General features: G+C 41.5%; 12 protein-coding genes. 7 read left to right on the forward strand and 5 right to left on the reverse strand.

Going from position 1 to position 13,741, the window contains the following annotated elements:
• Positions 1 to 96 precede the first annotated feature (96 nt).
• The 5 genes from M9189_RS11850 to rprY all read left to right on the forward strand — a co-directional run bounded on the left by M9189_RS11850 (position 97) and on the right by rprY (position 4,694).
• Positions 97 to 333 (forward strand): acyl carrier protein, encoded by a 237-nt coding sequence (locus M9189_RS11850; protein ID WP_250723510.1) that lies wholly within the window; start codon positions 97 to 99, stop codon positions 331 to 333.
• Between the two features lie 27 nt (positions 334 to 360).
• Positions 361 to 1,611, forward strand: a complete 1,251-nt coding sequence (gene fabF / locus M9189_RS11855; RefSeq protein ID WP_250723511.1) for a beta-ketoacyl-ACP synthase II — start codon at positions 361 to 363, stop codon at positions 1,609 to 1,611.
• Positions 1,612 to 1,615: 4 nt separating this feature from the next.
• Positions 1,616 to 2,359 carry a ribonuclease III gene (rnc, locus tag M9189_RS11860; protein ID WP_250723513.1) on the forward strand — a complete coding sequence of 248 codons (744 nt, stop codon included), beginning with the start codon at positions 1,616 to 1,618 and terminating at the stop codon, positions 2,357 to 2,359.
• Positions 2,360 to 2,439: 80 nt separating this feature from the next.
• A complete protein-coding gene (locus M9189_RS11865; RefSeq protein ID WP_250723515.1) occupies positions 2,440 to 4,038 on the forward strand; it encodes a sensor histidine kinase in 1,599 nt (532 codons plus the stop codon).
• Complete coding sequence (gene rprY, locus M9189_RS11870) at positions 4,011 to 4,694, forward strand: response regulator transcription factor RprY (RefSeq protein WP_250723517.1); 684 nt, start codon at positions 4,011 to 4,013, stop codon at positions 4,692 to 4,694. The genes M9189_RS11865 and rprY overlap by 28 nt, the downstream gene beginning before the upstream one ends.
• A gap of 78 nt (positions 4,695 to 4,772) precedes the next feature.
• On the opposite strand, the gene M9189_RS11875 is transcribed toward rprY, so the two are convergent.
• Complete coding sequence (locus tag M9189_RS11875; protein WP_250723519.1) at positions 4,773 to 5,345, reverse strand: hypothetical protein; 573 nt, start codon at positions 5,343 to 5,345, stop codon at positions 4,773 to 4,775.
• Positions 5,346 to 5,483: 138 nt separating this feature from the next.
• Here M9189_RS11875 and M9189_RS11880 point away from each other — a divergent pair, with 138 nt between their 5' ends.
• Both M9189_RS11880 and M9189_RS11885 read left to right on the forward strand, forming a co-directional pair.
• Positions 5,484 to 7,004: a TlpA family protein disulfide reductase gene (locus M9189_RS11880; RefSeq protein WP_250723521.1), complete on the forward strand. Its 1,521-nt coding sequence runs from the start codon at positions 5,484 to 5,486 to the stop codon at positions 7,002 to 7,004.
• 97 nt (positions 7,005 to 7,101) lie between these two features.
• On the forward strand, positions 7,102 to 9,051 hold the full coding sequence (locus M9189_RS11885; protein ID WP_250723522.1) for a TlpA family protein disulfide reductase: 1,950 nt from the start codon (positions 7,102 to 7,104) through the stop codon (positions 9,049 to 9,051).
• Between the two features lie 142 nt (positions 9,052 to 9,193).
• Here M9189_RS11885 and lepA read toward each other — a convergent pair whose 3' ends face one another.
• From lepA to secG, 4 genes are all read right to left on the reverse strand, one after another.
• Positions 9,194 to 10,984, reverse strand: coding sequence for a translation elongation factor 4 (lepA, locus tag M9189_RS11890; protein ID WP_250723523.1), 1,791 nt, complete (start codon positions 10,982 to 10,984; stop codon positions 9,194 to 9,196).
• 199 nt (positions 10,985 to 11,183) lie between these two features.
• Complete coding sequence (gene groL / locus M9189_RS11895) at positions 11,184 to 12,812, reverse strand: chaperonin GroEL (RefSeq protein WP_250723525.1); 1,629 nt, start codon at positions 12,810 to 12,812, stop codon at positions 11,184 to 11,186.
• Positions 12,813 to 12,845: 33 nt separating this feature from the next.
• Positions 12,846 to 13,124 carry a co-chaperone GroES gene (locus M9189_RS11900; protein WP_250723527.1) on the reverse strand — a complete coding sequence of 93 codons (279 nt, stop codon included), beginning with the start codon at positions 13,122 to 13,124 and terminating at the stop codon, positions 12,846 to 12,848.
• A gap of 251 nt (positions 13,125 to 13,375) precedes the next feature.
• Positions 13,376 to 13,732, reverse strand: a complete 357-nt coding sequence (gene secG / locus M9189_RS11905; protein WP_250723528.1) for a preprotein translocase subunit SecG — start codon at positions 13,730 to 13,732, stop codon at positions 13,376 to 13,378.
• Positions 13,733 to 13,741 lie beyond the last annotated feature (9 nt).

Raw genomic sequence — 13,741 nt, forward strand, 5'->3', positions numbered from 1 at the left:
GTTGAAGGATTATTTGATTTATTTTGGGCAAATCTATTTATTTGCACCATTATTTTTTGAAACTAAAATTGATTTATTAACTAAAAAACTAAAGCTATGTCAGACATTGCATCAAGAGTTAAAGCAATTATTGTGGACAAGTTGGGAGTTGACGAATCAGAAGTTACTCCCGAGGCTAGCTTCACCAACGACTTGGGTGCTGACTCTCTTGACACTGTTGAATTGATTATGGAGTTCGAAAAAGAGTTTAATATCGCAATTCCTGATGATCAAGCTGAAAACATCGGCACAGTAGGTGATGCCATCGCATACATCGAAGAAAACGTGAAGTAAGACTATTGTATTACTGAAACCTAAATTATGGAGTTAAAAAGAGTAGTTGTAACGGGACTTGGTGCCATTACCCCACTAGGCAACACAGTTGAATCGTACTGGGACGGCTTGGTCAAAGGTAAGAGTGCTGCCGGACCCATTACTCGATTTGACGCCACCAATTTCAAAACTAAATTTGCCTGCGAGGTAAAGGACTTCAATGCTGAAGAATACCTTGACCGTAAAGAGGTAAGGAAGACAGACTTGTTTGCTCAGTATGCTATTGCAGCAGCTGAGCAAGCATTTCAGGATTCCGGACTGGACCTCGAAAAAATCGATTTAGATGAAGCAGGAGTTATTTGGGGTGCCGGCATTGGTGGAATCATAACCTTCATGGATGAAGTGAAGGCTTATGTTCAGGGCAACGGCGTACCCCGCTTCAATCCTTTCTTCATTCCTAAAATGATCTCTGACATTGCCTCTGGCCATATCTCAATGAAATATGGTTTTAGAGGTCCTAACTACGGCACTGTTTCCGCATGTGCATCTTCCACACACGCTATAGGTGATGCTTTTAATCTGATTCGTCTTGGTAAGGCTAAAGTCTTTATCACCGGTGGTTCAGAGGCAGCTATCAATGAGGCTGGTGTTGGCGGATTCAATGCATTACAGGCACTCTCTACCAGAAACGATGATCCGGCTACAGCTTCACGTCCGTTCGACAAGGACAGGGACGGTTTTGTAATCGGAGAAGGTGGCGGCGCGCTAATTCTGGAAGAATATGAGTATGCTGTTAGCAGAGGTGCACACATCTATTGTGAAATTGTTGGTTGCGGAATGACAGCTGATGCTTACCATCTTACTGCACCTCATCCTGAAGGACTGGGTGCCAGAAAAGTAATGGGAGCAACTTTGAAAGACGGCAATATAGAGCCTTCAGATGTAGATTACATCAATGTGCATGGAACCAGTACTCCTCTTGGCGACGTTGCTGAAATTAAGGCAATCAAGGAAGTATTCGGAGAACATGCATACAAGCTTAACATCAGCTCTACAAAGTCAATGACAGGTCACCTTCTTGGCGGCACAGGAGCTATTGAAGCTATTGCCTGTATTCTTGCAATAAAAAATGGAATAGTTCCTCCCACGATTAATAACTTTAATCTCGATCCGGAGCTCGATACAAAATTAAATTTTACTTTGAATAAGGCTCAGGAACGTAAGGTAAGGGTGGCTATTTCAAATACTTTTGGATTTGGTGGTCACAATGCTTGTGTGGCTTTTAAATCACTTGAATAGTATTGTGTTAAAACACTTTCTGATATTTATAAAACTTCTTCCCCGAAAGGGTAAGAAGTTTTATTATTTACTGTACAACACTACAGGAGTATTGGCCCGTCGCAAGGACTACTACCTGCTGGCCTTCCAGCACAAATCCCTTATGATGAAGGATGAAAAGGGACTTCCCTTAAATAACGAACGGCTAGAGTATCTTGGAGATGCGGTTCTAGGGGCTGTTATTGCCCATGAATTGTTTGTAAGATATCCCAACAAAGATGAAGGTATACTCACAAAGATGCGGGCACGCATAGTTAATCGTAGCAATATGGATAGGCTGGCCTTGCAACTGGGACTGGACAAATTCATAAAAACACAGGCTCTCTCAGATCTGACCCATACCCACATACCAGGTGATGCCCTGGAAGCACTGATTGGTGCTATATTCATTGACAAGGGATACTTCGCTGCAAGGAAATTCATCATAGAAAAAATAATTAACCAGTATCAGGATCTCGACTCCCTGATTGAGACTAACCTGAACCATAAGTCTACATTGATTGAATGGGGGCAAAAAAACCGCTGCAGCATACACTTCGTTACAGAAGAATACCCTGAAAAAGGAGAAGCCAGTTTTGTAGCCCAGGCATACATAGATAATATCCTTATGGGCCTGGGACGGGGCAGTTCAAAGAAGGAAGCACAACAGCATGCAGCCGAGGAAGCACTCGAAAAAGTGATTGGAAAACAAAGCCTGATCCTTAACTAAAAGCATTGATTTACAGGCTTGTGTAGTTAATTATTGTTAAACAGGCAGGAAATCAACTTACACAGGCTAATTTTGCAGACATGAGCAGGAGGTTTATTCAGATTCTTATAATATTGATCACCCTGACATTGCTGGGACTGATTTACATACAAATGATGTGGATCAGGAATGCAACAATGATTAAGGAAGAGCATTTTGATCAGTTGGTACGGCAAGCACTTGATCAGGTTATTCACAGGCTTGAAATAAATGAGACTTCAACACTGTCTGCTCAAATGGCAATTGAGGAATTCAGTTTGCCACCCCAATACAAAAACGAAAACCGCTACTTTTCAGGTATAAAGCAGTTGGGTACTGATGACGGACGTCTTCAGTATGATATTTCGCTTGACTTTTCCATAAGCAGTTCCCAACTCAGTGCAAGAGTATCCACCTATCGCCAGGATTCACTTATCTACACCTATGAAGATAAGACTCCAATGGGATCAAGTCAGCTTGATAAGGCTGACCCTTTGGCACATGCATTTAACTACCTTCAGTCGAAATTCCGTTCAAAACTTACAGAACAAGAAATAAGACTTCGTAAGGGCTATTTCGTAACAGATATACCAATTCAGCAAAGAATCTCCAGAGAGACAGTGGATGTTACCCTGCTCCAGGCATTTGATGAAAGAGGTATTTCTCTTCCATTTGAGTTTGGTATCTACAATTCCAAAGGAGAACTGGTAACATCTACAGTTCGCTATGACAGGGATCAGGCAACAGTCACATATCAGAAATACCTCTTCCCTTCTGACCTGCATCCCAAGCCAAACTATCTTTTGGTTTACTTCCCCAAAAGACCTAACTTCATTATGGAGTCAATGGGTATGATGCTTCCGACAGTAATCTTTACCCTTGTCATGGTTCTTCTTTCCGTTCTGACAATGGCAATCATTGTTAGACAGAAAAGGCTTGATGACATCAAGAATGATTTCATCAACAATATGACCCACGAATTTAAAACGCCTATATCGACAATCTCTCTTGCATCCCAGATGCTTACAGACGAGAATGTTACAAAAACACCATCAAGTCTAAAGCACATTTCTACAGTTATTCAGGACGAAAGTAAAAGATTGAGCTTTCAAGTTGAAAAAGTGCTGCAAATGGCTATCTTTGACAAAGGTAAGGCCGGATTGAAACTGAAAAAGACCAACATCAATGAAATGGTACATGGTGTTGTGAATACTTTCAGGATAAAGGTAGAGAGCCAGAAGGGTTCCATAGTAGAGAAATTAGAGGCAAAGAATCCATATGCTCATGTAGATGAAGTGCATTTTACAAATGTTATTTTTAACTTGCTGGATAATGCACTAAAATACAAAAGAGGAACCCCTGTATTCCAGGTAAAGACATGGAACAGGCCCACCGGAATAGTAATAACAGTTGAAGATAACGGACTAGGTATTTCAAAAGAAAATTTAAAACGTATCTTTGAGAAGTTTTATCGCGTACCGACAGGTAACGTGCATAATGTTAAAGGCTTTGGACTGGGCCTCGCATACGTAAAGAAGATTGTGGAAGATCATGGGGCCGAGATAAAAGTTGAAAGTGAACTAAATGTTGGAACCAAATTCGAAATATTTTTACCCCTTAAAAGCAATAAGGAATGGAAAAAGAATATAAAATTCTCCTGACCGAGGATGATGAAAACCTGGGGATGCTACTCAGGGAGTATCTGATTGCCAAAGGGTATGATACTGATCTTATGGCTGACGGTGAAGCCGGTTATGAGGCATTCATGAGCAAGAAGTACGACGTTTGTATCTTCGACGTGATGATGCCAAAGAAGGATGGTTTTACTCTTGCTAAAGAGATCAGAATGGTCAATACCGATGTGCCCATCATATTCTTAACGGCAAAATCAATGAAGGAAGATGTCTTTCAAGGCTTTAAAATAGGTGCAGATGATTATCTCACCAAACCTTTCAGCATGGAAGAATTGCTTTTCCGCATTGAAGCCATCTTACGTCGTACAAAGGGAACTTTGGGTGGACAAGACGTTTTCCAAATCGGAAGATTCAGATTTGATACTCACAAGCAACAGCTTATTGACGGGGACCAAATAGTTAAACTTACCACTAAAGAATCTGAGCTGCTCAAACTGTTGTGCAACAACGCAAACAAAGTGTTAGAGCGTAACTTTGCTCTCAAGACCATCTGGGTGGATGACAACTATTTCAACGCCAGAAGTATGGACGTTTACATTACCAAGCTAAGGAAGCACCTTAAAGATGATCCTTCTGTCGAGATTCTCAATGTTCACGGCAAGGGATATAAACTTGTAATGTAATAACCCCTATTTTTATACTACTATCTTTATCCGTTTTTTCATTTAACAATGAAAAAGCGGATAGAGAGGGGTTCTTTTTTATTTACTTCGGTAACTCAACACTATTCCAAACTGAGTCCAGGATGACCATAAGTCATCTATTGTGGTGCTATTGGAGTGCAGGTTGTAATTATATCTTCCCTCTATACCAAGATCCAGCTTTTTCCCTACTGGGAATGAGAATTCAAGTCCACCTGCCAAACCAAAAAGGGCACTTCTTTCCATTACTATCTCCGAAGAATAAGATAAAGGAAATTGAATATAGGAACCCAGATTAATTGATACAGCAGTCCTTTTCATAGGAATCCTTATTCTGGTCATCAAAGGCGTCTCAACAAAGCTGAAACTCATACCATCTACCTCAGTCTGAGTCCCGGTAAAGTTGCTGTAATTAACTTCGATCATTGCAGCACAGTACTTCTCCCCAAAATAAACAAAACGACCGCCAAAGGTTGTTCCTGCAAATGAGTAGTCACCTGGAAGTCCGCTTACAAAAGTCTTCATAAATCCGGCATTCCCTCTGACTGAATATTCCGAATAAGGAACAAAGTCAGTACGACCAAAAACACTTGCTGAAAGTCCAATTAAAAGCGCTGTAAGAATGTATCTCATGAAATGAAAATTGCAAGGTTTATTATTAGCTGAAAATTTCCTCCCTAACTGAAGGGTAAATTTAGGAAAGATATGGCACTTTCACCTTGTGTTTATTTCTCCTTTTTAATAGTTTAGCCATCTCTAAAAACGTGAGCTATGAACAGCAGAAGGATACTACTACTATTGATTCCATTATTTGCGGCTTGTTCGCAAAAACCCAATGAAGCCCAACCCACACTACCGGAACTTACATACAACAATGCACCTGCAGTAATTAGCGGTAAGATCGAAGGTTACAATTCCGAAATGAATTTTCCAGAACTTAAACTCGAGAAAATTAACCCTATTCTTGAGTTTGATGCTGACAAGAAAATCGTTATTAATGAGGATGGAACCTTCAGAAAGGAAATCGTCACAGGTTTACCAATGCTTACCACCCTTAAGCCATGGGGAACAAGAGTTTTTCTTGTACCAGGTAATGAAACCACAGTTACAATCGATGCAGCCTCTATGTCAGAAGCTGATAAGGCTCCGGATATTTCAGTGGAAAACAAATGGCTTTCAAACAAAGAAAGCCAGGCAATTACCGGAATCCTGAAAAATTCATTTAGCTATGACAGAGCATTTCTTGAGGTTGACGGGATGAGCCCGAAGGATTTCCTTAACTGGATTCAGGGAGTAAATAACGAAGCTGCAGGCAGGTTGGATTCTGCTGGAATAACAGGCAATGCCAGAGTGCTGGCTGAAGCCGAACTCCGCAATATGTCTGTAATCTACGCCATACTGTACAGAGATCTTGTTGAAGAAGCCTACTTTACAGTGCGCAATATTCCTTATGAAGAACGCCCAAATCATGATGTCAATCCTCCTGTCCCGGATGACACTTACTATAAGGAGCTAGTACAACGCTTCTTTAGTGAAAGCATTGCTTATTCCTCACAATTTGGCAGAGCAGCAGACTATTTGTTGGACTACCTCGTATTGGATAATCCTGAGAACAAGGATAAGACAAACGAAGAAAAGTTAAGCATGTTCAGCAAGGATATTGCTGGACTGACTACTACAAACACCAGTTTGCTGCAGGAAATAACAAGAGCAAGGATGCAGGCTCAACGACTTGAAGAAGGAGACTTCCTTAGCGACGAGGAAAAGCAAAGTCTCAAGACCACATTCTCAAATAAGGCAATAGCAGAGTTTCTAATTACACAAAATGACGAAATTAAAACCTTTATTGAGTCAAATCAGGCCGCCACTATTGAAGGCGTAGTTATTAATCAGGTACCCGATGTAGATCAGAACAAAGTGCTTAGCACTATCATTGAGAAATACAAGGGAAAAGTAGTTCTTGTAGATTTCTGGGCGACCTGGTGTGGCCCCTGTATGCGTGCCATGGAAGCAATGAAGCCGGTCAAAGCACAGTATAAGGGCAAGGATGTGGTATTTGTATATCTTACAGGAGAAACCTCTCCCATAGGTGCATGGAACAAAACTATTCCAGATATCAAAGGAGAGCATTACCGTGTGACAGCCAGCCAATGGCGTTATTGGTACAAGGAACTGGGCATTGAAGGTGTCCCAACCTTTATGGTTTTCGACAGGAAGGGTAAGTTTACCGCAAAATATACCGGATTCCCCGGCGCTGAAGAGATTGAGGCTAGTATTAATGCCAATCTGTAATCAAGAATTATTCTCAGTAAAAGATCCCGGCAAAAAATGCCGGGATTTTTTATTTCAGAAGTTTTACCTAACTTAGGGTAAACTAAATCCAAAAACTATGAACTACCAAAAGCTAGCCCTGTTGTTCATCCCGCTGTTAGCGGCCTGTGGACAAAAAAGACCCGAAGTTATTGAAAGACCTCTATTCGAAGTAAGGAATACATCAACTCTTGAGATAGACAAGGTTGAATTGAATGACACAGCCACAGTATTCCATTTTGATGCCTTCTTCTACCCCAATATGTGGATCATGATTGCAGCAGACACATACATCAAGGAGAGCGGATCTGATGAAAGATTTTTTATCACTAAGGCAGAAGGCATTAATATTGGAGAGCATTTCTTTATGCCTGAATCTGGACAGACATCATTCAAACTGTTCTTCCCTCCCCTCGACCCAAAGATAACCAAGATAGACTTTATCGAAAGTGACTGTGATGACTGTTTCAAGATATGGGGAATACAGTTAGTCCCATCCAAGAAAGGAATCGTCACCTATAAACCAGAAAAAGCAAAAGTCGAAAAACTTGCGAGCCTGCCCCCAGTGGAATTTGTTGATAAACCGGCCATTCTAACTGGTAAGTTTATAGGATACCAGCAGGGATTGGTCTTACCTGATATACAACTGGAAAGCATGGGGCCAATATTCAAACCAGGCTTTGGTGATAAAATTAAAATCAATGAAGACGGAACTTTCAGGATGGAAGTTAATTGCGGGCTCCCATTGCTGACGGACCTATACCCATGGGGTACAAAAGTATTTCTTGTACCTGGACACGAGACGACTTTGACAATTGATCTTAAGAAGCAAAGTCGTTTCGAATCAAAGTATCGCACCGATAAGGAAGATGGAGATTCTGCATTTATTTACATAGAAAATGACTGGCTTTCTACAGATGATATGAATATACTAAATGCTATTTGTAGAAAGACTGATGAAAAGCTGGATCTCTTTACTTTGTTTAATACTGTTGACGGATTTACAACTGACCAATACCTATCCTGGCTTCAGGATGTTGAAAACAGTATCAGAAGCAGTTATGCAGATTTCCCAACATTATCAGAAAAAGTAAAAATACTAGCCGAAGCTAATCTGAAGGCCTCAACCTATTATCTTGCAAATCTGTACTCGGCCGTAATCCATGAAGCATATTACCGAACAAGGAATATCCCTCATGAGGAACGCCAGTCACATCCGCTCGAATTAGAAGTTCCCGCGGATTACTCAAAAAGTGTAATAAAAAGCTTTGTTGATGAAAACATAGCTTATACTTCAAGCTTCAGGCAAGCATCGCTTGATATATTTTTCGAATACAATAAAGCTACTTTTATCGAAGCCAATAATGTAGAAGGTATTGTTGAAGCCTTTAAGGAACAGGCAGCACTGGATCTTGGCAAGAACACAGACCTTATTGCTGATGTGGCAAAAGGAATACTCTATTATGAGAAGATCGAATCTGGGGCATTCCTGAATGATGAAGATAAGGCAAATCTCTCAGCAATGCAAAACGATTATGTTGCTAACCAACTGATTGCATATAACAACAAGCTCGTCGAGCTTATTGAAAACAACAAGGCAGCAGCAGATAAGGGAGTAGTAATTAACCCCACACCCGAGGTTGCTAAAGAGAAGGCCCTGGATGTAATTCTTGAGAAATACAGAGGAAAAGTTGTGTTTGTCGACTTCTGGGCTACCTGGTGCGGTCCCTGCATAAGCTCAATAGAAGCTATGAAGCCAGTTAAAGCAAAGTATGTTGACAAAGATATAGTCTTTGTTTATTTAACAGGTGAAACATCTCCCCTGGGCACATGGAACAAGACTATCCCTGAAATTAAGGGTGAGCATTATCGTGTAAGCAATGAACAGTGGGAGTACTGGTACCAAGAGCTTGAAATTACTGGTATCCCTACATTTATGGTTTTCGACAAAGAGGGAAAACTAACTAACAGGTACACAGGATTCCCTGGACAGGATACTATTGAAAATAGCATAAACAAAAACCTATAGCATGCATCTTTAATACTATGCACATAAAAAACCCCGCTGAGACATCTCAGCGGGGTTAATTAAAATCTATTCTTATCAAGTTGCATAATATGAAAAAGAGGATGCCCTTTATTGGACAACCTCTTTCTTTACTCTGTAATTATCAGGAGTCCAATTTAAGCACTGCAAGGAAGGCCTTCTGAGGCACTTCTACAGAACCAATTTGCTTCATCCTCTTCTTACCCTTCTTTTGCTTTTCAAGCAGCTTACGTTTACGGCTAATGTCACCCCCATAACATTTTGCAGTTACGTCCTTACGCAGCGCCTTTACAGTCTCCCTCGAAATAATCTTGGCACCGATAGCTGCCTGTATTGCTACGTCAAATTGCTGACGAGGGATCAGCTCCTTGAGCTTCTCACACATCTTCTTTCCGAGTGGATAGGCATTATCAAAGTGAGTAAGGGCAGAAAGGGCATCCACACTCTCTCCATTAAGCAGAATATCAAGCTTTACAAGCTTAGAAGGTCTGTAACCAATCATATGGTAGTCGAAGGATGCATACCCTTTGGAAATACTCTTCAACTTGTCATAAAAGTCAAATACAATCTCAGCTAGCGGCATATCAAAGAGTAATTCAACCCTGTCTGTCGTAAGGTAATGCTGCTTTTTCAGCTCTCCCCTCTTGCCAAGGCAAAGGGTCATTATATTTCCTATAAAATCTGCCTTAGTAATAATCTGAGCACTGATAAATGGCTCCTCTACATGTTCAATAAGCCCCGGTTCAGGTAGTCCTGAAGGGTTGTGAACTTCTATTTCTTCACCCTTAGTGGTAAATACTTTATATGGAACGTTGGGAACCGTTGTAATCACATCCATATCGTACTCCCTGTCAAGTCTTTCCTGAACAATCTCCATATGGAGCAATCCCAGGAAGCCGCAACGGAACCCGAAACCAAGTGCTGCAGATGACTCTGGAGTAAAGGTCAACGAGGCATCATTAAGCTGGAGCTTTTCAACAGAGGCACGCAGATCTTCATAATCCTCAGTATCTATAGGATAAAGACCTGCAAACACCATGGGTTTAACTTCCTTAAATCCCGCAATTGCAGTCTCACAAGAAGGCTTCACATGGGTAATTGTATCACCAACCTTAACCTCCTTGCTGGTCTTAATACCTGAAATAATATAACCCACATCACCGGTATGCAGTGAATCCCTGGGAATATATCCCATACGCAGTACTCCGACCTCCTCGGCGTAATATTCCTTACCGGTATTATAAAACTTAACAAGGTCGCCTTTGCGGATAACACCGTTCACTACCTTGAAGTAAGCTATGATACCTCTGAAAGAATTAAATACAGAATCGAAGATAAGACATTGCAAAGGTGCCTCAGGATTACCAACAGGATGCGGAACCCTTTCGACTATTGCTTCAAGTATTTCCTCAACACCCATACCAGTCCTACCACTGGCACGGATTATCTCGCTTCTGTCACAGCCAATCAATTCTATTATCTGATCTTCAACTTCCTCAGGCATTGCACTTGCCATATCCATCTTATTGAGGATAGGAATAATTACCAAATCATGCTCAATAGCCTGGTACAGGTTGCTTATAGTCTGAGCCTGAATACCCTGCGTAGCATCCACAATAAGCAAAGCTCCCTCGCAGGCAGCGATAGAACGGGATACCTCATAGGCAAAGTCAACGTGTCCTGGGGTATCAATCAGATTCAGTATATACTGCTCACCCTTGTGGACATATTGCATTTGAATAGCCTTGCTTTTGATTGTAATCCCACGTTCCCGTTCCAGGTCCATGCTATCCAGGGTTTGTTCCTGGAGATCCTTTTCGCTAATGGTCTTGGTATACTCCAAAAGACGGTCGGCCAATGTACTCTTCCCATGGTCGATATGGGCAATAATGCAAAAGTTGCGGATATTCTTCATCTAGTTCCTGTTTTTCAGCTTCACTCCTCCAATTCCCTCAGATACTATAACATCTGACGGGCAAAATCCGGGAATTGCAAATATATTTAATTCCATGCAATTATCAGTATAGCTAATGTAGGATGTAGTAAACCTTTTAACACAACAAGGGGTGCCTCCTCGCGGAGACACCCCCTGTGAATATATGTATGGATGTTTATTACATCATACCGCCCATACCTCCGGGCATACCTGCAGGGGCATGTTCTTCCTTTGGAATGTCAACAAGTACACATTCTGTTGTCAGGAACATACCGGCTATTGAAGCAGCATTTTCAAGTGCTACACGGGTTACCTTTGCAGGGTCGATAACACCAACTTCGAAGAAGTTTTGGTATACATCGGTACGTGCATTGTAGCCATAGTCACCCTTGCCTTCACGAACCTTTTGTACAATTACTGAACCTTCCTTACCGGCGTTTGCAGCAATTTGACGAAGAGGTTCCTCGATTGCACGCTTAACTATCTCTATACCGGTTGTTTCATCATCAGACTCACCTCTTAGACCTTCCAGAGCATCGATAGCTCGTATCAGTGCAACACCACCACCTGGAACGATACCTTCTTCGATAGCAGCTCTTGTAGCACTCAATGCATCGTCAACACGGTCTTTCTTTTCTTTCATTTCAACTTCAGAAGCAGCACCAACATAGAGAACTGCAACACCACCGGCTAATTTTGCAAGACGTTCCTGCAGTTTTTCACGGTCATAGTCTGAAGTAGTAGCAGCAATTTGAGCCTTGATTTGAGCAGCACGAGCTTCGATTGCTTTCTTGTCGCCGTTACCGTTGACAATAGTTGTATTTTCCTTATCAATAGTAACTTTCTCAGCCCTACCAAGCATATCCAGAGTAGTACTTTCAAGTTTGAAGCCCATCTCTTCAGTGATTACAGTACCTCCGGTAAGAACAGCAATGTCTTGCAGCATTTCCTTACGACGATCACCAAAGCCAGGAGCCTTAACAGCTGCTACCTTCAGAGATCCTCTCAGACGGTTGACAACCAAAGTAGCCAAAGCTTCACCATCAACATCCTCAGCAATGATCAGCAGTGGACGGCCTGTTTGAGCTGTCTGCTCAAGAACGGGCAGCATATCCTTCATAGTGCTGATCTTTTTGTCATGGATCAGGATGTAAGGATTGTCAAGTTCGGCTTCCATCTTATCAGTATTGGTTACAAAGTAAGGAGAGATGTAGCCACGGTCAAACTGCATACCTTCAACAACCTCAACAGTTGTTTCAGTTCCCTTGGCTTCTTCTACAGTGATAACACCTTCACGACCAACCTTAGACATAGCTTCGGCAATCAGACGACCGATTTCCTCGTCATTGTTGGCAGAGATCTTTGCAACCTGTTCAATCTTATTGTTGTCATCACCAACTTCCTGAGCCTGCTTACGAATGCTTTCAACAACCTTAGCCACAGCCTTGTCAATACCCTTCTTCAATTCCATTGGGTTTGCGCCGGCTGTCACGTTCTTCAGACCTACATTAATGATAGCCTGAGCAAGAACGGTAGCAGTTGTTGTACCATCACCTGCATCATCACCGGTCTTGGAAGCAACTTCTTTAACCATTTGTGCACCAACATTTGCAAAAGCATCTTCAAGTTCGATTTCCTTTGCAACTGTTACACCGTCCTTGGTTACTGCAGGAGCACCAAATTTCTTTTCAATAACTACATTGCGACCCTTAGGACCCAATGTAACCTTTACGGCATTTGCAAGAGCGTCAACACCTACCTTCAGGCGGTCACGGGCATCAATATTAAATTTAATTTCCTTAGCCATGTTTAAACTGTTTTAGTTTTGCTGGTTTTTAAATTAAGCAATGTACAAAATGTCACTTTGAGAAATCAAAAGGTAATCAGTACCATCGATTTGAAGTTCAGTACCGGCATACTTACCGTAAAGTACGATATCGCCAACCTTAACTTCCATTTGCTCATCCTTCTTGGGTGCACCGACAAGTACTACTTCACCCCTAAGCGGCTTTTCCTTTGCAGAATCAGGAATGATGATACCGCTAGATGTCTTCTCTTCTGCTGCCTGTGGTTTTACTAAAACCTTACCGGCAAGAACTTTTCCTTTTATAGCTGACATTCAGATATAGTTTTAAATGTTAGACATTACTTAATATTCTTGTTTTTTACACGTTCAGTTTTATCACAAAGTATGCCAAAGGCACAAAAGACCTACTTTCCGCCAGATGACTGCCATTTTGCCCTGAAAAATTCTGAGACCACAGGGCAATATCACATATTTATTACTGATTTACAACATAATATATTAGGCACAAAAACAAAAAAAGAGTGTCAGGAGACCTGACACTCTGGCACTGGAATCTTTTTAGACTATTCTGCAGCCTCAGTATCTGTTGCAGCTTCTGCGTCTTCATCAGCCGGCAGCGAGAAGCTGGGCATGGTATTTACAGGCTGGCTAATATTATTTAGTTGCTCATCAATTACTGAGCGACGTCCAATTTCTTCCTTTGGTATCACCATTACTGCAACAAAAGCAAGCACCAGAATTGCACCTGCAAATGTCCACGTAGCCTTTTCCAGAAAGTCAGTGGTTTTACGAACACCCATCATCTGTCCTGTAGATGCAAAATTTGATGCCAAGCCTCCACCCTTTGAATTTTGAACCAAAACTATCAGGGTCAGAAGAATACAGGCTACTATAATAAAGGCGGTTACTACAATATACATATCTTTCCT

Source organism: Xiashengella succiniciproducens, from assembly GCF_023674465.1.
GTDB classification, from domain to species: domain Bacteria; phylum Bacteroidota; class Bacteroidia; order Bacteroidales; family Marinilabiliaceae; genus Geofilum; species Geofilum succiniciproducens.

Coding starts and splice junctions, on each gene's coding strand:
- groL (WP_250723525.1), bottom strand. CDS start 12,812: ATGGCTAAGGAAATTAAATTTAATATTGATGCCCGTGACCGCCTGAAG.
- fabF (WP_250723511.1), top strand. CDS start 361: ATGGAGTTAAAAAGAGTAGTTGTAACGGGACTTGGTGCCATTACCCCA.
- M9189_RS11900 (WP_250723527.1), bottom strand. CDS start 13,124: ATGTCAGCTATAAAAGGAAAAGTTCTTGCCGGTAAGGTTTTAGTAAAA.
- rprY (WP_250723517.1), top strand. CDS start 4,011: ATGGAAAAAGAATATAAAATTCTCCTGACCGAGGATGATGAAAACCTG.
- lepA (WP_250723523.1), bottom strand. CDS start 10,984: ATGAAGAATATCCGCAACTTTTGCATTATTGCCCATATCGACCATGGG.
- M9189_RS11885 (WP_250723522.1), top strand. CDS start 7,102: ATGAACTACCAAAAGCTAGCCCTGTTGTTCATCCCGCTGTTAGCGGCC.
- M9189_RS11875 (WP_250723519.1), bottom strand. CDS start 5,345: ATGAGATACATTCTTACAGCGCTTTTAATTGGACTTTCAGCAAGTGTT.
- secG (WP_250723528.1), bottom strand. CDS start 13,732: ATGTATATTGTAGTAACCGCCTTTATTATAGTAGCCTGTATTCTTCTG.
- M9189_RS11880 (WP_250723521.1), top strand. CDS start 5,484: ATGAACAGCAGAAGGATACTACTACTATTGATTCCATTATTTGCGGCT.
- M9189_RS11865 (WP_250723515.1), top strand. CDS start 2,440: ATGAGCAGGAGGTTTATTCAGATTCTTATAATATTGATCACCCTGACA.
- M9189_RS11850 (WP_250723510.1), top strand. CDS start 97: ATGTCAGACATTGCATCAAGAGTTAAAGCAATTATTGTGGACAAGTTG.